This window comes from Pantoea sp. ICBG 985 (assembly GCF_002928365.1).
In the GTDB taxonomy this organism is placed as follows: Bacteria; Pseudomonadota; Gammaproteobacteria; order Enterobacterales; family Enterobacteriaceae; genus Pantoea; species Pantoea dispersa.
This window is the reverse complement of the sequence record NZ_POWM01000007.1, coordinates 65611-84266: the sequence shown is the minus strand read 5'-3', so window position 1 is coordinate 84266 and position 18656 is coordinate 65611. Positions and strand designations below refer to the sequence as shown.

Genomic DNA, 18656 nt, shown 5'->3' with positions numbered 1-18656 from the left:
TCATTTGCGCAGAGGAAAGGGGAGTTTACTGACTGATTTAAATCACTTTATTTAACGCTGGCCTTATTTTGCGCGCGCACTGGCACTGTTCCGAGCGCGGATACGCAGTCAGCGGCGAAAACGCGATATTTTATGCTGCTGAGCGCGGCCGCTGGCTTATCCTGCAGGCGAAACTTAAGCCAAATGGCGCGCCCCGCCTGACGGCGGAAGCGGGACGGCCCGGCTGGACCACTCGCCGGCAGAAAACGGCGCTGATTTTCAGACAAGCGCTAAACGGCGTCAAAATCAGTCAGAAAAGCGCGAGCGAAGCCGCAGTTCGCGGTTAAAATTAAAGATAAGCTGCTGTTTAATATGCTTTGTAACAATTTCGGCTAGAATATAAACCATTAATGACTGTCACAGACGGGCATCTTTTTTACACAATATCGGCTCAGGCAATGGCGCCTTTGGGAGTTGAACATGCAAGAGAACTACAAAATTCTGGTCGTCGATGATGATATGCGTCTGCGCGCACTGCTCGAACGTTATCTCACCGAACAGGGCTTTCAGGTGCGCAGCGTCGCCAACGCCGAGCAGATGGATCGTCTGCTGACCCGCGAATCATTCCATTTAATGGTGCTGGATTTAATGCTGCCGGGCGAAGATGGCCTGTCAATTTGCCGTCGTCTGCGTAGCCAGAGTAACCCGATGCCGATCATTATGGTCACCGCGAAAGGTGAAGAGGTCGATCGTATCGTGGGGCTGGAAATCGGCGCCGATGACTACATTCCAAAACCGTTCAACCCGCGTGAGCTGCTGGCGCGAATTCGTGCTGTGCTGCGTCGTCAGGCCAATGAGCTGCCGGGCGCGCCGTCGCAGGAAGAAGCCGTCATCGCCTTCGGTAAGTTCAAACTGAACCTCGGCACGCGTGAAATGTTCCGTGAAGATGAGCCGATGCCGCTGACCAGCGGAGAGTTCGCCGTGCTGAAAGCGCTGGTGAGCCATCCGCGTGAGCCGCTGTCGCGCGATAAGTTGATGAACCTGGCGCGCGGGCGTGAGTACAGTGCGATGGAGCGTTCTATCGACGTGCAGATCTCTCGTCTGCGCCGCATGGTCGAAGAAGATCCGGCGCATCCGCGCTACATCCAGACCGTCTGGGGCCTTGGCTACGTATTCGTTCCGGACGGCAGTAAAGCATGAGGCGATTGCGCTTCTCACCCCGCAGTTCGTTTGCCCGCACCCTGTTGTTGATCGTTACCTTGCTGTTCGTCAGCCTGGTAACGACCTACCTGGTGGTGCTCAATTTCGCCATTCTTCCCAGCCTGCAGCAGTTCAACAAAGTCCTCGCCTACGAAGTGCGTATGCTGATGACCGATCGGCTGCAGCTGGAGGATGGTACGCAGCTGGAAGTGCCGCCGGCCTTCCGGCGCGAAATTTATCGTGAGCTGGGCATCTCGTTGTACACCAACGCGGCGGCGGAAGAGAGCGGGCTGCGCTGGGCGCAGCATTATGAATTCCTCAGTGAACAGATGGCGCAGCAGCTGGGCGGGCCGACCGACGTGCGGGTTGAGGTTAACAAAAACTCGCCGGTGGTCTGGCTGAAAACCTGGCTGTCGCCGGATATCTGGGTGCGCGTACCGCTGACCGAAATCCATCAGGGCGACTTCTCGCCGCTGTTCCGCTATACCCTGGCGATTATGCTGCTGGCGATTGGCGGCGCCTGGCTGTTTATCCGAATACAAAACCGACCCTTAGTCGATCTTGAACACGCTGCGTTGCAGGTGGGGAAAGGCATTATTCCGCCACCGCTGCGCGAATACGGTGCCTCGGAAGTGCGTTCGGTGACGCGCGCTTTCAACCAGATGGCGGCGGGCGTGAAGCAGCTGGCCGATGACCGTACGCTGCTGATGGCCGGCGTCAGCCATGATTTACGCACGCCGCTGACGCGCATCCGTCTCGCCACCGAGATGATGGGCGAGGAAGATGGCTACCTGGCCGAGTCGATCAACAAAGATATCGAAGAGTGCAACGCCATCATTGAGCAGTTCATCGATTACCTGCGCACCGGACAGGAGATGCAAACCGAGCGTGCCGATCTGAATAGCGTGCTGGGCGAAGTGGTGGCGGCGGAGAGCGGCTACGAGCGCGAGATTGAGAATGCGGTGATGGACGCGGAGCTGATGCTGGATATTAACCCGCTGTCGATTAAACGCGCGGTGGCGAATCTGGTGGTTAACGCGGCGCGTTACGGTAACGGCTGGATCAAGGTCAGCAGCGGTCAGGAATTGAATCGCGCGTGGTTCCAGGTGGAGGATGATGGTCCGGGCATTAAGCCGGATCAGTTACAGCATCTGTTCCAGCCGTTTGTGCGTGGCGACAGCGCGCGCAGCACCAGCGGCACCGGTCTGGGCCTGGCGATTGTGCAGCGTATTATCGATGCGCATGACGGATCGCTGGAGATTGGCGACAGCGAACGCGGCGGATTACGTATCCGCGCGTGGTTACCGATCCCGGAAAACAGCGCCACGACGGCAGTAAGCAGTAACGTTAGTTAAATTTCCGCACCAACCGTAGCGGCGCAATCTATTGCGCATCCATCAGCGATATTACCGCTGCAGGCATACGCGATAAATCGCGCCGCGACGAAATGTGCCATCGCTAAGCCGCCGTTGTGGCGGCTAGGCTACTTCACAGCTGCGGGCCGGCCTGCACCAGCGCCTTACCGGCATCGTTATCGGTGTACTTCTCGAAATTGGTGATAAAGCGCTGCGCCAGCGCTTCGGCAGCCTGCTGCCAGGCGGCGGCGTCAGGCCAGCTGCGGCGCGGATCGAGAATGGCATCGTCCACCTGTGCCAGCGTGGTGGGCACCTGCAGATTAAACACCGGCAGCGTCACGGTCTCCGCTTCATCCAGCTCACCGGCCAGAATCGCGTTGATGATAGCGCGCGTGTCTTTCAGCGAAATGCGCTTGCCGCTGCCGTTCCAGCCGGTATTCACCAGATAGGCCTGCGCGCCGGACGCCTGCATACGTTTCACCAGCACATCCGAGTACTGCGTTGGATGCAGCGTCAGGAACGCCGCGCCAAAACAGGCGGAGAAGGTTGGGGTGGGCTGCGTCACACCGCGCTCGGTGCCAGCCAGCTTGGCGGTAAAGCCGGACAGGAAGTGGTACTGGGTTTGCTCCGGCGTCAGACGCGAAACCGGTGGCAGTACGCCAAACGCGTCGGCGGTCAGGAAGATGACCTTCTTCGCGTGGCCGGCTTTCGATACCGGCTGCACGATGTTTTCGATGTGCTCGATCGGGTATGACACGCGGGTGTTTTCCGTCTTGCTGGCGTCGGCGTAATCGACCGTGCCGTCGGCGCGCACCACCACGTTCTCCAGCAGCGCATCACGGCGAATCGCGCGGTAAATCTCCGGCTCGGCCTGCTCTGACAGATTGATGGTTTTGGCGTAGCAGCCGCCTTCGAAGTTAAAGACGCCGTCGTCGTCCCAGCCGTGCTCATCGTCGCCGATCAGCTGACGATCCGGATCGGTAGAGAGGGTGGTTTTACCGGTACCGGACAGGCCAAAGAACACCGCCACGTCGCCCGCTTTGCCGACGTTGGCCGAGCAGTGCATCGAGGCGATACCCTTCAGCGGCAACAGATAGTTCATGATGGCGAACAGGCCTTTTTTCATCTCGCCGCCGTACCAGGTACCGCCGATCAGCTGCATGCGTTCGGTCAGGTTAAAGGCGACAAAATTCTCGGAATGCAGCCCCTGCGCCTGCCAGTCCGGATTGGTGCACTGCGCCGCGTTCATCACCACGAAATCCGGCGTAAACTCAGCCAGTTCGGCTTCAGTCGGACGGATAAACATGTTTTTGACGAAATGCGCCTGCCACGCCACTTCCATCACGAAACGCACGCTGAGGCGGGTGTCCGGGTTGGCGCCGCAGAAGGCGTCAATCACAAACAGACGCTTGCCGGAAAGCTGTTGCGTGCAGCGATCTTTCAGCGCCTGCCAGGTTTCCTGTGACAGCGGCTGGTTGTCGTTCTTGCCGTTGCCAACATCATTCCACCACAGCGTGTCACGCGTGGTGTCATCCCGCACGATGTATTTATCTTTCGGCGAACGTCCGGTGAAGATGCCGGTATCCACGGCAATGGCACCGCTCTGCGTCAGGGTGCCGCGCGCGTAACCTTCCAGCTCCGGGCGGGTTTCTTCCTGAAATAACGTGGCGTAATCAGGGTTGTACACCACCTCGGTGGTGCCGCTAATTCCGAGCGTTTCGAGGTCTTGCGATGTCAGGCCGTTAACGCGCATGTGACTGCTCCTTAAATCGGTACTTCATGGCATTTTTTATGAGGGTTTCTGCGTCCTGCTGCGCATAGCCGCACAGGGCAGATCGCGCGCAGTGTACACGTCTGAGCGAGGTGGAAAAGTGAAGAGAGTTAAAAATGCGAGCTGGAACGTGACAAGTAGAGAAATCTGCCACTTATGAAACTAAAGTTAGCGTAAATTAGTTAATTTCCGTGAAAAATCATAGCGCTACGCCGGCGGAAAATACGGGCGGCGTCACCGCCCGTTTGCTGATTAATGCAGTTGATCGCTATTGCCGGAGGGAGCGTTACGAATAGCAGCAATATCCACTGCGTCGTACACGTAGTGTGTGCCGCAGTAGTCGCAGTGCATATCGATTTTGCCGTCTTCGACCAGAATCTCATCCACTTCCTCTGGCGGCAGCGTTTTCAGCACTTCACCGCAGCGTTCGCGCGAGCAGGTGCATTTAAAGCTGACCGGCGCTGGATCGTAAACCGTGGCTTCTTCCTGATGATAGAGACGCCACAGTACGTCAGTAGCGGGCAGCTCAATCAGCTCTTCGCTCTTCACGGTTTCGGTTAACGTGGCCAGATGGTTAAAGTCATCCAGGTTGGGCTCCTGCGCGGGCAGCACCTGCAGCAGAATACCGGCTGCGCCTTTCTCGCTGGTGCGAATGAACAGGCGGGTTGGCAGCTGCTCGGAACGCATGAAGTAATCTTCCAGACAGCCCGCCAGCGTATCGGCTTCCAGGCCGACCACGCCCTGATAGCGCTCGCCTTTCTCAGGCGAAATGGTGATCACCAGATAGCCGTTACCCACCATCTGCTTCAGGCTGCTGCCGGCGGCAATCTCCGCATCCTCTTTCAGCCGCGCCACGCCGCGCAGCTCCTGGCGGTTATTCCCGTTGATCACCGCCATGCTCAGCGGGCCATCGCCCTGCAGCTGCACGGTGATGTCGCCGTCAAATTTCAGCGTAGCGGTGAGCAGGCTGGTGGCGACCAGCAGTTCGCCCAGCAGGGTTTTGACCGGCTCGGCGTAGTCGTGGTTCTGCACGATGTCGCGCCAGGTTTGAGATGCGTTGACCAGCTCGCCGCGCACGGCGACGTTTTCAAAAAGGTAACGATGCAGTTGATCTTGAACAGACATAAGGTTTCTCTCGTGGGGGCGCGAGTTATTCATCGCCCGACAATTTAAATTTCAGCAGATCGCGGCGCTCTTTTTTATCCGGGCGGCGATCGGGATGCGGCATGGTCAGGGCATTCATTTTGCGCGCCAGCGCGTTCTTTTCGCGCTTTTCGATGCTGGCGGCCGTCTCCGCGTACATCTGCTGCGCTTCGCTGGCCGGACGCCGCTGGTCGCCGATGGCGGTAATGATTACCGTGCGCTCATCGTTGCCCTGACGCAGCGTCAGCTCGGCCTGCAGTTCGACCACTTTGCCCGGTTTGCTGCGCTGGCCGTTGTAATGCACTTTGCCGCCTTCAATCATGTCGCGAGCCAGCGCGCGGGTTTTATAGAAGCGCGCGGCCCACAGCCATTTATCAAGGCGGACGCCTTCACTGGTTTTCTCTTTCATTGCGGCTCCTGCTGTTACGCTGCGTCGCGCCGTGTGGCGATCGGTCGCACACGGTCGCATGACGCCGGAAAGATGGATCGGGCCGGTGCCGGATACCCAAAGGTATGGGTACAACGTGATAAATCAAGGGCGAGGTGCCGTTGCGGGCTGCCGATCCATCGCCAATCCCTTAAGCGTAATCGGCATTTTGTTTTCCGCCCTGAAAAACAGGGCGACAGGGTAGCACAGAAGGCGGAGGGTCAGAACAGCGAGCGCACGCTCTGCATAGTGCTGAGGTTGTGGTTAAAGCACTTGTCGTAATACTGCTGAATCTGCGCCATACGCAGGCGGTTGCGGTGGATGCGGCGCAGCGCCAGCAGGCCGTTGCTGACGGCGCTGACAATCAGCACCAGCATCAGCAGCGCGGTGCCGAGATAGCGCCACTGCGCCATGGCGTCGGGCTCGTTGTGCAGGGCGATATGGCGCGTGCCGTTGGCATCGGTGGTAATGCTGGTAATGATACCGCTGGCGGCAAACGGTGTGTGCAGCAGCATGCCGGACAGGCGCTGCAGTTCGTGCCACTGTGAAGGAGCGTCGAGATCGAACAGCGCCACCGACGGCTGCGGCTGGTTCACCATCTGCCGGCCTTCATCGCTAATGATCAGGAATCCGCCCGGCGGCGGGCTGTTAAGGGTTTCCGCCGCGCGACGCGTCTCCCGCGAGAAGAAGGTCGAGGTGGCGGTGTTCACCAGATTCTCCAGCGCTTCGGCGCTAACCGGACGCAGCAGCACGTTCATGCCGTTGAGCTTGCCGGAATCCGCACGGTGAATCAGCGTATCCCAGTCTTTGGCGTTACCGAGGTTAACCAGCGCATTTTTCAGGCGCACGCAGTCCTGCTGCTGGCTGCACAGCTGCTGGGTTTTCAACACCAGATCGGAGAAATCATCCAGCAGGATCATGCCTGATTTCTGGATCGCCGACGCCAGCTGCGGGTTAAGTTTCGGGTCGGTGTTGGTTTCCGGATGCAGCTGCTGCGTGGTGGTCTCCAGCAGCGCGGCGGCTTTGTCGATGATGTCGGACTGCGGCAGCGGCAGCGGCGCAGCGTTGTTCCAGTAAATCGCCGAGCAGTCGAACGGCATGTAGCCGTAGCTGCGGTTGCTCTGGTAATTGCCCGGAACCGAGCACATGCCGGTGCCGTTCACTTTCAGGCTATCGCCAATGTGCAGCGGCAGGGCAGTGAGTTTATCGACGCTGTTCACTTCCACACTTTCGGTGCCTTTCAGCCAGGCGAGGCTGAGTTTGATCGGCATGCTGAGCGGAATCCAGCTCACCAGCATCACCAGCACCAGCAGCGAACCGCACGCCAGCACCAGGTTTTTACGCCAGCGCTGTACCGGGAAGTTGCGGACTTCATCCTGCAGCGACAGGAAGCGCCCCTGGCGTACCACCTGACGATTCAGGTAGATATCCACATCCGTCACCTGGCCCAGGTCGTGCGCCACATAAGGCTGCCAGTGTGCCGGATAGATTAAGTCGATGATGCCGAGCGAAATGTTGCTCTGCTCCTGATTGGATTCACCAAACAGGCCCCAGCGCTTCGGTGCGCCGCGCAGACAGTGCACATCGCGCAGCCCTTTTTCACCGGGGAATCGGTACATAAACCACAGGCTGACAGCGACGATCGCGCCGGCGGGCAGCGCAATCCACAGCATCAGGCTGCCGGGCAGCACCAGGCTGAGGAAAAACAGCAGGAAGGCGCAGCAAATGGCGCTTGCTTCACGCGTGCCGTCGGCGCGCGACAGCTGATACTCTTCCGGCGACTCTTTGCGCACCTGCAGCAGCTCGACGTTTTCGCTCTCCTCTTTACGAATCGAAGCGTTGGTCGACATCGGCCGCACCAGCGGCGGCAGCGCCGGTTGTTCCACCGCATAGTTCACCAGCGAGTGGCCGTTGAGCGAGATCACCAGCGGCAGGGTCTGGGTGCGGATCAGCTCGACGTAGTTTTCTTCAGCGATGTACTGCTCCCACAGCGGCGGCAGATGCACCTCGACTTCATCCAGGTAGTAGCGCCATTTGTGGGGATCGTCAGTGGAGAGGCCGTAACGGGTGATGGAGCGGGTAACGGGATAAACATTATTGCTCTGTGCGGTCAGCGCCAGCGCTTCGGGTTCCCGTGACGATCGGGTCGATCGCCCGCTGCTGTGCTGACGCGCTTTACCCAGCGACGCAATATACTTCTCAACGGCAGCGCGTTCTTCATCGGTGAGTTTACGGCAGGGCGGACTGATAAACGGCAGTGGTTTCGCCAACGGCGGACGATGCCGCATAGCGTACCAGTAGCCGATTCCGGCCACTAACGAACAGGCCAGCATGACAGCCAGAATGACGATAAGAGTGCTCATGCTTTGCTCAATCCAGCCAAAAAACTGCCGTCACGTTTACGATGTGCTCCCGGTAAAACCTGCAATACGAGTCAATTTTGGCGAGCAGAAGTCATTCTGACAAGAGGCAAATGAAACAAAATACCGCGCAAAATCATTGTATTATAAATTTGTTAGATTATTCCTTAACGGGATGGTACTCACAAGCCCCTCAATTAAACATCGGTATTATCCGAATTTGCTGCTACCCCGTTGACTTATTGTGAAAATCTTACTGTGCAGATAACAAGAAGTTGTTAGCGGCAGCGGACAAATGTATGTCACCATGATTGACCCGCGCTGCGTGTCGCACAATGCCGCGGGCTTCGGTATGCTGACGTCATCGCGTTTCACAAGGCTGTGCTAAGTTTGAGGCTGATATGACCACTCCCCTGAAAAAACCTGACATCCTCAACGTGGAAGCGGTGGCCCGCTCCCGCCTGTTTACCATCGAAGCGGTTGATCTCGCCTTCAGCAACGGTGCGCGTCGCGTCTATGAGCGCATGAAGCCCTCCGATCGTGAAGCGGTGATGATTGTGCCGATCATTGGCGATGACGTGATCCTGATCCAGGAGTACGCCGTCGGACTGGAAACCTATGAGCTGGGCTTCCCGAAAGGTTTAATCGATCCGGGTGAAAGCGTTTTTGAAGCCGCCAACCGTGAGCTGAAAGAAGAAGTGGGCTTTGGCGCGCACCAGCTGGACGCGCTGGGCAAACTCACCATGGCGCCATCCTATTTCTCCAGCAAGATGAATATCGTGGTAGCTGAAGGGTTGTACGAAGAGAAGCTGGAAGGGGATGAGCCGGAGCCGCTGATTGTACGCCGCTGGCCGCTCAGCAATCTGCTGGCGCTGCTGGAAGAGCCGGATTTTCGCGAGGCGCGTAACGTCAGCGCGCTTTTTATGGTGCGTGAGTGGCTGGTGAAGCAGGGGCGGTTGAGTTATTGAGGACACCTGGCGGCGCAATAAAAGGCGCGGACAGTCGCACGGGGCAAAAACAATAAGCCGGGGATTTCCCCCGGCTTTTTTGATCAAAACAGTTCGTGGCTTTCACCGTTGTCCATGATGGTGGTGCCCACATCATGCACCGAATACTCGGTCGGCTGGGTGCCGTTGATGAAGTACTCCTGACGGGTGTTGCCGCCACCGTTGGCCAGCTTGCCGGTGCTGCGGTCAATGGTCACCGTCACCACGCCGTCCGGCGGTGTCAGCGGCTGCACCGGCACACCATCCAGCGCCACTTTCATGTAATCATCCCATGCCGGCTGCGCACTCTTCGCGCCGCCTTCGTAGCCGGAGATCTGATCCGGAATCGCACCCGATACCGTGGTGCGCCCCAGCGCGCGCGAATCATCGAAGCCAATCCACACCGACGTCACCACGCCCGGACCATAACCGGAGAACCAGGCGTCTTTGGAACTGTTGGTGGTACCGGTTTTGCCGCCGATATCGTTACGCTTCAGATCGCGACCGGCACGCCAGCCGGTTCCCATCCAGCCCGGTTCACCGAAGATGTTGGAGTTCAGCGCGCTCTTAATCAGGAACGCCAGCGGCGTGTTGATCACGTGCGGCGCGTACTGCTGATCGCCGGCCGGCTGCGGCTGCGCCGGTACCTGTTCGAGCTCGGGCTGCGGCACGGTCTGATTCTGCTGCTGATTCGAGGTGGCGACGTTTTCCACGCTCTCTTCATTCAGCGCCACCGACTTTTTGGTGTCGCCATAGATCACCGGCAGATTGCACTGCGGGCAGGCGATCTTCGGCTGCGCCTGGAAAATCACGCCGCCCTGTTCGTTCTCGATCTTGGCGATGAAGTAAGGATCGACCAGGAAGCCACCGTTAGCCATCACCGCATAGCCGCGCGCCACCTGCATTGGCGTGAAGGATGCGGCGCCCAGTGCCAGCGACTCGGTATGGATAATGTTCTGCGCCGGGAAGCCAAAGCGCTGCAGATACTCAGCGGCGTAATCAACGCCCATAGCACGCATCGCGCGCACCATCACCACGTTTTTCGACTCACCCAGCCCCTGGCGTAAACGAATCGGACCCGCATAAGTCGGCGGCGAGTTCTTGGGTCGCCAGTCTGCGCCGGCGCCGGCATCCCAGCGTGAAATCGGCACGTCGTTGAGGATGGAGGCCAGCGTCAGGCCGCGGTCCATGGCGGCGGTATACAGGAACGGCTTGATGTTCGAGCCGACCTGACGCAGCGCCTGGGTGGCACGGTTGAACATACTCTGGTTGAAGTCAAAACCACCGACCAGCGCGCGTACCGCACCGTCTTCCGGATTAAGCGACACCAGCGCCGAGTTCACCAGCGGCACCTGTCCCAGCCACCATGCATCCCCGACTTTACGTACCCAAATCTGCTGGCCAGCCTGCAGCACCTGAGTGACGCTGCGCGGCGTCGGGCCCTGCAGGGTGTCGGATTTATACGGACGCGCCCAGCGCACGCCGGCTAAAGTCAGCGAAACGCTGCTGCCATCTTTCAGCATGGCGGTGGCTTCGTCGGCGCTGGCGCTGGTGACCACGGCGGCATTCAGCGGACCGTAGACCGGCAGATTTTTCAGCGTATTGACGATGCGGGTGTGATCCCAGCTGGCTTCACCCACTTTCCACAGCACGTTGGTCGGGCCGCGGTAGCCGTGACGCATATCGTAGGCCATCACGTTGTTGCGCACCGCCTGCTGTGCGGCTTCCTGCAGATGGCGGGTCACGGTGGTATACACCTTGTAGCCATCGTCATAGGCGCTGTCGCCGTAGCGTTTCACCATCTCCTGACGCACTAACTCGGTGAGATACGGTGCAGAAAAGGCAATTTCCGGGCCGTGATAGCTGGCGGTCAGCGGCGTGTTGCGCGCGTCGTTATACTGCTGCTGCGTGATGTAGTTCTGATCCAGCATGCGAGCCAGCACCACATTACGGCGCGCCAGCGCACGGGCGTGTGAATAGAGCGGGTTAAAGGTCGACGGCGCTTTCGGCAGGCCGGCGATCATCGCCATCTCACTCAGCGACAGCTGATCGACCGGTTTACCGAAGTAAACCTGCGCCGCCGCACCGACGCCGTAAGCGCGATAGCCGAGATAGATTTTATTCAGATACAGCTCAAGGATTTCATCCTTACTCAGCAACTGCTCGATGCGAATCGCCAGGAAGGCTTCCTTGATTTTACGCATCAGCGTGCGTTCAGGGCTGAGGAAGAAGTTACGCGCCAGCTGCTGCGTAATGGTACTGGCGCCCTGCGAGGCGTGGCCGGAGACCAGCGCGATGCTGGCGGCGCGGAAAATCCCCACCGGATCGACGCCGTGATGCTCATAAAAGCGGCTGTCTTCGGTGGCGATAAACGCTTTGATTAGCTCAGGCGGCATCTGTTGCAGGGTGAGCGGGATACGGCGCTTTTCACCGTACTGGGCGATCAGCTCGCCATCCGCGCTGTAAACCTGCATCGGGGTTTGCAGGCGCACATCTTTCAATGTGTTCACATCAGGCAGCTGCGGCTCTATGTATTTGTACAAACCATAAACCGTGCCGGCTCCCAGCAAAATGCAACACACTGCAAGGATCAATAAATACTTTACGAACTTCACCTGAGAATTCCCATCTGTTGGCGTTTGGGCAGTTTATAAACAATCGCGCGGTAGTATAAAGGCAAGCCTGACGCTTTGATATACCCGTCATTCTTCATGCAATGCGGGTAATCATCCTTTTTCCTGTAACGATAAGGAGATCGCGCGCATGGCTTTTCAGCGCTGGCAAATTGGACTGGACATCCAGAACGGGCAACTCTGCGCCCTTGGCATTGAACGACGCCGTCACGGATGGCAGCTGCGACACTGGTGGCAGCAGCCGCTGCCGCACGATACGTTACGCAACGGCGTGTTGCAAACCTCGCCAGTGTTACAGGAGATGTTGGTGCGCTGGCAGCGTCATTTACCCAGGCGCTACTCACTGCGCGTTGGCCTGCCGCCGCAGCTGGTGCTGCAGCGCACGCTGCCGTTGCCGCAAACCTCACTGCGCGAGCCGGCGCTCAGCCGCTACGTTAACGCGTCCGCATCGCGTCTGTTCCCGGTCGAAGCCGCCTCGCTGTCGCTGGATTACCGGCTGGGCGGCAGCGCCAGCCAGCTGCACGTCACCGCCGCGCGCCGCGACGTCATCGCCCAGTGGCTGGCGCCGCTGGAGCAGGCCGGACTGCGCCCCGACGTGTTTGAGCTGAGCAGTCTCGCGCTGACGCAGATCGCTATGCGCGTTCCGCTGCGCCCGCATCAGCTGCTGATCCATCCGCTCTGCGACCACTGGCTGTGGACGCTGGCCGGCGAAAATAGCGCCTGCGGCGCGGCAACCGAACCCCTGACGCTCGCCCATCTGCGTGACACCTTTCCCCAGGCACAAACGGTGTTCTGCACCTCACCGCAGGCGTTGCCGGAGGCGGAAGTGCAGCGCTGCAAACCACTGGCGCTGCTGCACTATCTGCAACCGCCACTACCGGCAGAGGCGGGCGCGCTGGCGATTGCGCTAGGCCTGGCGCTGCGTCCGGAGGATTACTGATGCTGGCGGTCAATTTGCTCCCGTGGCGGGCACAGCAGTTGCTGCTACGCCGCCAGCACAGTGTGGCGTTGCTGGTTGTCGTGCTGCTGGTAACGCTGTTACTCACGCTGCTGCTGTGGTGGCGCGCTGAACAGCGGCTCCAGCATGCAGTCCGGCAGCACACCGATATGACCATTCAGCTCCAGCAGATACAGCAGCGGCTGGCGCAACAGCAAACGCTGATGGCGCAGCGGGATGATCTGTTACGCAGGCAGCAGGCGCAGCAACTGCGGCTGCAGCAGCATCAACGCTGGCAGCAGTTCTGGCAGCAACTGCCCGCGCTGATGCCGGAGACGCTGTGGCTGAGTCGCGTGGAGCGGCGACAGGGGCAACTGGTGCTGGACGGTCTGGCGCAGAGCCTGGCTGATGTCAGTGCGTTCCGCCATCAGCTGCAGACGCAGCCGCTGTTTGCGGCGGTGAAGCAGGGCAGCGTACAGCGTCAGGCGCAGGGGGATTACCGCTTCGCGCTGCGCGCCCGGCTGCAGGAGGCGACCGATGAATGAACTCATCCAGCGCTGGCTGCAGCTGGCACTGACGTGGCGAATAGCCAGCCTGCAACTGCTGGCGCTGCTGCTACTCGGGCTGGCTTGGCTACTGCTGCTGCGTCCGCAACAGCAGCAGTTCAGCACGCTGCAACAGCAGCTGTCACAACTGGCGCAGCAGCACCAGCAACGTCAGCAGCAGCTGGACGCGCGACCGGCCATCGAACAGCTTCAGGCGGAGATCGCAACGCTGCAGCCAGCCGCAACGGCGGCGTCCGTATCGTTAGAGCAACTGGTGGCGGCGCGCGGCAATCTGCTCGAGGCCTGGCATCCGGACAGCCAGCCACAGCAGCTGGCGCTGCGCCTGAGCTGGCCGCAGTTTCTGCCGCTGTTCAGCGGGCTGGCTGCGACGGCGTTAGCGGTGCCACAGCGTTTTCAGCTGCAAGCGGAGCAGGGCGTGTTACACAGCGAGTTCTGGCTGGAGAGTGACGATGCGGAGTAGCGCACTGGTGTTACTGCTGTGCAGCAGCTGGGCGCTGGCGCGCGATCCGTTCCAGCCGCTGGCTGCCAGCCAGTGTCAGGCGCCTGCTGCTGTGCCGCACGGCTGGCGATTACAGGGCATCATTGGTCGCGCGCCGCACTTTGTGGCCTGGCTGGTTTCACCGCAGGGCAAACGTCAGCGGCTGAGTGCACCGGCTGCTTTTCCGGTGGCACCGTGGCAGGTAACCCAGCTCAGTGCACATACGCTGGTACTGAGCGCCACGCAAAGCTGTCCGCCGCAGCACATCACATGGGTAATAAAAGGAGGATTTTATGAAAAGGATGACGCTGCTGCTGTGGCTGGCGCTGAGCAGTCCGCTGCACGCCGCTGATCAGCCCCTGAGCCTGGTATTTGATGATGCGCCGGTCGAGCGCATTCTGCAGGCGCTGGCTGACTATCAGCAAACCAACCTGTTGATCGCGCCGGGCGTGGAGGGGCGGCTGTCGCTGCGACTCGATAACGTCGGCTGGGAGCGTGCGCTGGCGCTGGTCACGCGGCTGGCGAAACTCACGGTGATCCAGGAGGAGGGCGTGCTGCTGGTCTATCCGGAGAGCTGGCAGCAGCGACAGGCACAGCAGGCACAGGCGGAGCGTGAAGAGAAGCAGCTGCAGGCGCCGCTTGAGCAGCGCACCGTCACGCTGCACTACGCCAGCGCCAGCGATGTCTACCGCAGCCTGCAGGCGGAACGCTCGCTGATGACGCCGCGCGGCAGCGTGACGGTGGATAGCCGTACCAACAGCCTGTTGCTGCGGGACAGCGCGCAGGCGCTGCGCGACACCGAGCGCTGGCTGCAGGCGCTGGATCTGCCGCTGGAGCAGGTGGAGCTGTCAGCGCACATTGTCACCATCAATGAAGAGCATCTGCGCGAGCTCGGCGTCAGCTGGAGCACCGCACCCGGCGATGTCGTCACCGGGGCGCTGCGCAATCCGCAGCTGCTGGTGCCGCTGGCGGTGAGCAATCCGGCGATACGCGCCGGCGTCACGCTCGGACCGATGAACGGCGAACTGCTTAATCTGGAGCTGAGTGCGCTGGAGCAGGAGAACCAGATCGAAATCATCGCCAGCCCGCGACTGTTTACCTCACACCAGCAGACCGCCACCATCAAGCAGGGCACCGAAATCCCCTATGAGGTGAAATCCGGTAACAGCGGTGCGACGGCGATTGAGTTCAAAGAGGCGGTGCTGGGCATGGAGGTGACGCCAGTAGTATTGGGCAACGGGCGTATTCAGCTCACGCTGCGGCTGAGCCAGAACATGCCGGGTCGCAGCCTGACGATGGGGGAAAGTCAGGTGCTGAGCATCGATAAGCAGGAAATCGCCACTCAGGTGACGCTGCGCGACGGTGAAACGCTGGCGCTGGGCGGTATTTTCCAGCAGCAGCGCACCCAGGGCGAAAAGCGCGTGCCGTGGCTGGGCGAGGTGCCGCTGTTCGGCAGTCTGTTTCGTCAGCAGACCGACGAGCGCAAAAAACGTGAGCTGGTGATCTTCATCACGCCGCGACTGGTCAGGGAAGCAGCGCTTACCGCCGGATAAAGCGGAAAATTCGCTCCATATGACCAACTGCGTTGACGCAGGGCAGGAATTAGCATACAAGGTTTAGCGATTTTAAAACGGTGTAACGGAACGCGGCAGGATAACCTTCCGGCGGGTGTCAGTGACAAGCGATACTGACATCGAAAGAAATATGCCCGAATTTTGGGTGGTACAGGACGTCAGCAACGGCACCTATTCCACAGTTTACGCAGGTAAGCTGTCGGGAGCGACAGGCCCAGCCAGCGCACCTGTAGCGCGCACAAGGATGGCAAAAAAGGAAGAGCGTTACCGTCTCGCGAACCACAGACCGGTCCTGTTTGAAGGTCGCCGGGGGCAATTTATTCGGTTGCCAAACGGCCATGAGTGTTGAGATAATTTTCCGTCTGACTCTTGCTAACGCTCATGAGGTCTCAGTTCCTGTCCCGCCAGCAATGTGCTGAACGCGGGGTATCATCAACGAATTCTTAGTAATACCGACAAAATGGCAGAGAAACGCAATATCTTTCTGGTTGGGCCGATGGGTGCCGGCAAAAGCACTATTGGTCGTCAGTTAGCTCAGCAACTCAATATGGAATTTTTCGATTCCGATCAGGAAATTGAGCGACGTACCGGAGCGGATGTAGGCTGGGTATTTGATGTGGAAGGCGAAGCCGGTTTTCGCGATCGTGAAGAGAAAATCATCAACGAGCTGACCGAGAAACAGGGCATTGTCCTGGCGACCGGTGGCGGCTCCGTCAAATCCCGTGAAACCCGTAATCGTCTCTCCGCCCGCGGTGTGGTCGTCTACCTCGAAACCACCATCGAAAAGCAACTTGCCCGCACTCAGCGTGATAAAAAGCGTCCGCTGCTGCAGGTTGCCGAACCGCCGCGCGAAGTACTGGAAGCGCTGGCTGGCGAACGTAATCCGCTTTATGAAGAGATCGCTGACGTCACCATTCGCACTGACGATCAAAGTGCAAAAGTTGTCGCCAATCAGATCATCAACATGCTGGAAAAAAATTAATCCAGCACCCTGAGGGCTCAGCAATAGGTATCGGTCATCATGGAGAAGATCACTGTCTCACTGGGGGATCGCAGTTACCCCATCACCATCGCTGCCGGACTGTTTAACGATCCGGCTTCTTTTTGGCCGCTGAAAGCCGGCGACAATGCCATGCTGGTGACGAATCAGACGCTGGCACCGATCTATCTGGACAAACTCGCGACGCTGCTGAGCAACGCCGGGGTGAAAGTGGATCAGGTGATTCTGCCCGACGGTGAGCAGTACAAAACGCTGGCGGTGATGGACGAGGTTTTCACCGCGCTACTGCAGAAGCCGCACGGCCGTGACACTACGCTGATTGCGCTGGGCGGTGGCGTGATTGGCGATCTGACCGGTTTTGCTGCCGCCAGCTACCAGCGCGGCGTACGCTTTATTCAGGTGCCGACCACCTTGCTGTCGCAGGTTGACTCCTCGGTCGGGGGCAAAACTGCGGTGAACCATCCCCTCGGTAAAAACATGATCGGTGCTTTCTACCAGCCGGCTTCGGTGGTGGTCGATACCGACTGCCTCACCACGCTGCCGCCGCGCGAGCTGGCCTCCGGTCTGGCGGAAGTGATCAAATACGGCATCATTCTCGACGGTGAATTTTTCCAGTGGCTGGAGCAGAATCTTGATGCGCTGCTGGCGCTGGATAACACCGCCATGGCTTACTGCATTCGCCGCTGCTGCGAGCTGAAAGCCGACGTGGTGGCGGCCGACGAGCGTGAAACCGGCCTGCGTGCGCTGCTCAATCTCGGTCATACTTTTGGCCATGCGATTGAAGCGCATATGGGTTACGGCAACTGGTTGCACGGTGAAGCGGTTGCGGCGGGCATGGTAATGGCGGCGCGCACTGCTGAGCGTCTGGGTCAGTTCAGCGCTGCCGATACTGACCGCATTATTGCGCTGCTGCAGCGTGCTGGCCTGCCGGTTAACGGCCCGGCCAGCATGACGGCAGAAGCTTATCTGCCGCACATGATGCGCGATAAAAAAGTGCTCGGCGGCGAGCTGCGTCTGGTGCTGCCTCTCGCTATTGGCCGCTCCGAAGTGCGTGGCGGCGTGGCGCATGATATGGTGCTGGCTGCGATTAATGATTGCAAAGTATCTTGATTATCCCCGGACTACGTCGGGCTGCTGTCCGGCGGGGGAACAGTGAGCAGTGATGCGGCACGTGGGAAGCGTGCCGTTTTACGGAGGAGGCTAAATGGATGAGTTCAAACCGGAAGACGAGTTAAAACCTGACGCCAGTGACCGCCGTCCCACGCGGCCTCGCAAATCGTCTTCTGCGCCGAAAGCGAAAGTACCGGTTTCCCGTCAGCATATGATGATGGGCATCGGCATTCTGGTGCTGCTGATTCTGGTGCTGGGCATTGGCTCCGCGCTGACCGGCCCGGACGAGAAGAAACCGGCCAGCAACAGCGCCAGCACCGGTAGCGCGGCACCGGCTGGCGGCGGCAGTGAAAAGAATATCGACCTGTCAGGTTCGACCACTATGAGCGGCCAGCAGAATGCCACGCCGTCGGCTGAGGGCAGTGCGCCGCAGAATACCGCCGGTAACGCCGCACCCGCCGGCAGTGACGGTCAGTCCATCTCCATGCCGTCTGTCTCCTCCACGCCGACTCAGGCAGCACCGGTTGACACACCGGCCAACCAGCAGCGCGTAACGCTGCCGGGCGATCTCAATACCGCGCTGAACAATCAGCAGGGTTCCGTTGATGCCACGGCGCAGGGCGCACAGGGCAACAGTTCGCTGCCTACCGCACCGGCAACGGTCAGCGGCAGCGCCGGCAAAGCGGTCACGCCGCCGGCGGTACGCGCTGAGACGCCACCGCGCAGCCTCGGTGCCAGCAGCAGCCACAAAACCCCGGCTGCCAGCAAACCGGCTGCAGTGAAAGAGAACAAAACGCACACCACCACCGCGCACAACAGCGCACCGGCCAGCAGTGGCGGTGCCAGCAAGTCGCTGCCATCGGGCGGCAACTACACGCTGCAGCTGAGCGGTGCGTCGAAAGAAGCGAGCCTGAACGCCTGGGCGAAGAAACAGAATCTGAGCGGTTATCACGTGTATAAAACCACGCGTAACGGCCAGCCGTGGTACGTGCTGGTGAGCGGCGCTTATGCCACACCGGCCGAAGCCAAACGTGCAGTAGCTTCACTGCCGGCGGAAGTGCGTGCGGCGAACCCGTGGGTTAAACCGCTCAGCCAGGTGAAGAAAGAGAGCCAGTAAGTGATGTGGGGCCGCGTTGC

General features: G+C 59.6%; 16 protein-coding genes. 11 read left to right on the top strand and 5 right to left on the bottom strand.

The window, feature by feature from the left end:
- The first annotated feature begins 459 nt into the window (after window positions 1–459).
- Together ompR and envZ are read left to right on the top strand one after the other, a co-directional pair.
- A complete protein-coding gene (gene ompR / locus C1Y42_RS19380; protein WP_001157751.1) occupies window positions 460–1179 on the top strand; it encodes a two-component system response regulator OmpR in 720 nt (239 codons plus the stop codon).
- Window positions 1176–2534 carry a two-component system sensor histidine kinase EnvZ gene (gene envZ, locus C1Y42_RS19375; RefSeq protein WP_031279686.1) on the top strand — a complete coding sequence of 453 codons (1359 nt, stop codon included), beginning with the start codon at window positions 1176–1178 and terminating at the stop codon, window positions 2532–2534. The genes ompR and envZ overlap by 4 nt, the downstream gene beginning before the upstream one ends.
- 133 nt (window positions 2535–2667) lie before the next feature.
- On the opposite strand, the gene pckA is transcribed toward envZ, so the two are convergent.
- The 4 genes from pckA to C1Y42_RS19355 all read right to left on the bottom strand — a co-directional run bounded on the left by pckA (window position 2668) and on the right by C1Y42_RS19355 (window position 8238).
- The gene (pckA, locus tag C1Y42_RS19370; RefSeq protein WP_021507411.1) at window positions 2668–4287 is read right to left on the bottom strand and encodes a phosphoenolpyruvate carboxykinase (ATP); all 1620 of its coding nucleotides are present in this window, start codon (window positions 4285–4287) and stop codon (window positions 2668–2670) included.
- Between the two features lie 270 nt (window positions 4288–4557).
- Window positions 4558–5430: an Hsp33 family molecular chaperone HslO gene (gene hslO / locus C1Y42_RS19365; protein WP_021507412.1), complete on the bottom strand. Its 873-nt coding sequence runs from the start codon at window positions 5428–5430 to the stop codon at window positions 4558–4560.
- A gap of 25 nt (window positions 5431–5455) precedes the next feature.
- Window positions 5456–5857, bottom strand: coding sequence for a ribosome-associated heat shock protein Hsp15 (hslR, locus tag C1Y42_RS19360; RefSeq protein WP_021507413.1), 402 nt, complete (start codon window positions 5855–5857; stop codon window positions 5456–5458).
- 239 nt (window positions 5858–6096) lie between these two features.
- Window positions 6097–8238, bottom strand: coding sequence for an intracellular growth attenuator family protein (locus tag C1Y42_RS19355; protein ID WP_104094154.1), 2142 nt, complete (start codon window positions 8236–8238; stop codon window positions 6097–6099).
- Between the two features lie 398 nt (window positions 8239–8636).
- Between C1Y42_RS19355 and nudE the strand changes: the two genes are divergently transcribed.
- Window positions 8637–9203, top strand: a complete 567-nt coding sequence (gene nudE, locus C1Y42_RS19350) for an ADP compounds hydrolase NudE (protein WP_058774993.1) — start codon at window positions 8637–8639, stop codon at window positions 9201–9203.
- Window positions 9204–9286: 83 nt separating this feature from the next.
- Here the strand turns inward: nudE and mrcA are convergent, their stop codons facing one another.
- Window positions 9287–11836, bottom strand: a complete 2550-nt coding sequence (mrcA, locus tag C1Y42_RS19345) for a peptidoglycan glycosyltransferase/peptidoglycan DD-transpeptidase MrcA (RefSeq protein ID WP_031279687.1) — start codon at window positions 11834–11836, stop codon at window positions 9287–9289.
- A 148-nt stretch (window positions 11837–11984) separates the two neighbouring features.
- Between mrcA and pilM the strand changes: the two genes are divergently transcribed.
- The 8 genes from pilM (at window position 11985) to C1Y42_RS19305 (ending at window position 18636) form a co-directional block, all read left to right on the top strand.
- A complete protein-coding gene (gene pilM / locus C1Y42_RS19340; RefSeq protein WP_104094153.1) occupies window positions 11985–12794 on the top strand; it encodes a type IV pilus biogenesis protein PilM in 810 nt (269 codons plus the stop codon).
- Window positions 12794–13336: a PilN domain-containing protein gene (locus C1Y42_RS19335; protein ID WP_104094152.1), complete on the top strand. Its 543-nt coding sequence runs from the start codon at window positions 12794–12796 to the stop codon at window positions 13334–13336. Before pilM ends, C1Y42_RS19335 begins: the two co-directional genes overlap by 1 nt.
- Complete coding sequence (locus tag C1Y42_RS19330; RefSeq protein ID WP_199189003.1) at window positions 13329–13817, top strand: hypothetical protein; 489 nt, start codon at window positions 13329–13331, stop codon at window positions 13815–13817. The genes C1Y42_RS19335 and C1Y42_RS19330 overlap by 8 nt, the downstream gene beginning before the upstream one ends.
- Entirely contained in the window at window positions 13807–14187 is a 381-nt protein-coding gene (locus C1Y42_RS19325; protein ID WP_104094151.1) for a HofP DNA utilization family protein, read from the top strand. Before C1Y42_RS19330 ends, C1Y42_RS19325 begins: the two co-directional genes overlap by 11 nt.
- Window positions 14129–15388: a DNA uptake porin HofQ gene (gene hofQ, locus C1Y42_RS19320; RefSeq protein WP_104094150.1), complete on the top strand. Its 1260-nt coding sequence runs from the start codon at window positions 14129–14131 to the stop codon at window positions 15386–15388. The genes C1Y42_RS19325 and hofQ overlap by 59 nt, the downstream gene beginning before the upstream one ends.
- 481 nt (window positions 15389–15869) lie before the next feature.
- A complete protein-coding gene (gene aroK, locus C1Y42_RS19315) occupies window positions 15870–16391 on the top strand; it encodes a shikimate kinase AroK (RefSeq protein ID WP_104094149.1) in 522 nt (173 codons plus the stop codon).
- A 39-nt stretch (window positions 16392–16430) separates the two neighbouring features.
- The gene (aroB, locus tag C1Y42_RS19310; RefSeq protein WP_058780177.1) at window positions 16431–17519 is read left to right on the top strand and encodes a 3-dehydroquinate synthase; all 1089 of its coding nucleotides are present in this window, start codon (window positions 16431–16433) and stop codon (window positions 17517–17519) included.
- 94 nt (window positions 17520–17613) lie between these two features.
- Window positions 17614–18636: an SPOR domain-containing protein gene (locus tag C1Y42_RS19305; RefSeq protein WP_104094148.1), complete on the top strand. Its 1023-nt coding sequence runs from the start codon at window positions 17614–17616 to the stop codon at window positions 18634–18636.
- Window positions 18637–18656: the final 20 nt, after the last annotated feature.

Bases quoted from the DNA above. Each gene is read 5' to 3' on its own strand.
- ompR (WP_001157751.1), top strand. From the start codon at position 460: ATGCAAGAGAACTACAAAATTCTGGTCGTCGATGATGATATGCGTCTG.
- envZ (WP_031279686.1), top strand. From the start codon at position 1,176: ATGAGGCGATTGCGCTTCTCACCCCGCAGTTCGTTTGCCCGCACCCTG.
- pckA (WP_021507411.1), bottom strand. From the start codon at position 4,287: ATGCGCGTTAACGGCCTGACATCGCAAGACCTCGAAACGCTCGGAATT.
- hslO (WP_021507412.1), bottom strand. From the start codon at position 5,430: ATGTCTGTTCAAGATCAACTGCATCGTTACCTTTTTGAAAACGTCGCC.
- hslR (WP_021507413.1), bottom strand. From the start codon at position 5,857: ATGAAAGAGAAAACCAGTGAAGGCGTCCGCCTTGATAAATGGCTGTGG.
- C1Y42_RS19355 (WP_104094154.1), bottom strand. From the start codon at position 8,238: ATGAGCACTCTTATCGTCATTCTGGCTGTCATGCTGGCCTGTTCGTTA.
- nudE (WP_058774993.1), top strand. From the start codon at position 8,637: ATGACCACTCCCCTGAAAAAACCTGACATCCTCAACGTGGAAGCGGTG.
- pilM (WP_104094153.1), top strand. From the start codon at position 11,985: ATGGCTTTTCAGCGCTGGCAAATTGGACTGGACATCCAGAACGGGCAA.
- C1Y42_RS19335 (WP_104094152.1), top strand. From the start codon at position 12,794: ATGCTGGCGGTCAATTTGCTCCCGTGGCGGGCACAGCAGTTGCTGCTA.
- C1Y42_RS19330 (WP_199189003.1), top strand. From the start codon at position 13,329: ATGAATGAACTCATCCAGCGCTGGCTGCAGCTGGCACTGACGTGGCGA.
- C1Y42_RS19325 (WP_104094151.1), top strand. From the start codon at position 13,807: ATGCGGAGTAGCGCACTGGTGTTACTGCTGTGCAGCAGCTGGGCGCTG.
- hofQ (WP_104094150.1), top strand. From the start codon at position 14,129: ATGAAAAGGATGACGCTGCTGCTGTGGCTGGCGCTGAGCAGTCCGCTG.
- aroK (WP_104094149.1), top strand. From the start codon at position 15,870: ATGGCAGAGAAACGCAATATCTTTCTGGTTGGGCCGATGGGTGCCGGC.
- aroB (WP_058780177.1), top strand. From the start codon at position 16,431: ATGGAGAAGATCACTGTCTCACTGGGGGATCGCAGTTACCCCATCACC.
- C1Y42_RS19305 (WP_104094148.1), top strand. From the start codon at position 17,614: ATGGATGAGTTCAAACCGGAAGACGAGTTAAAACCTGACGCCAGTGAC.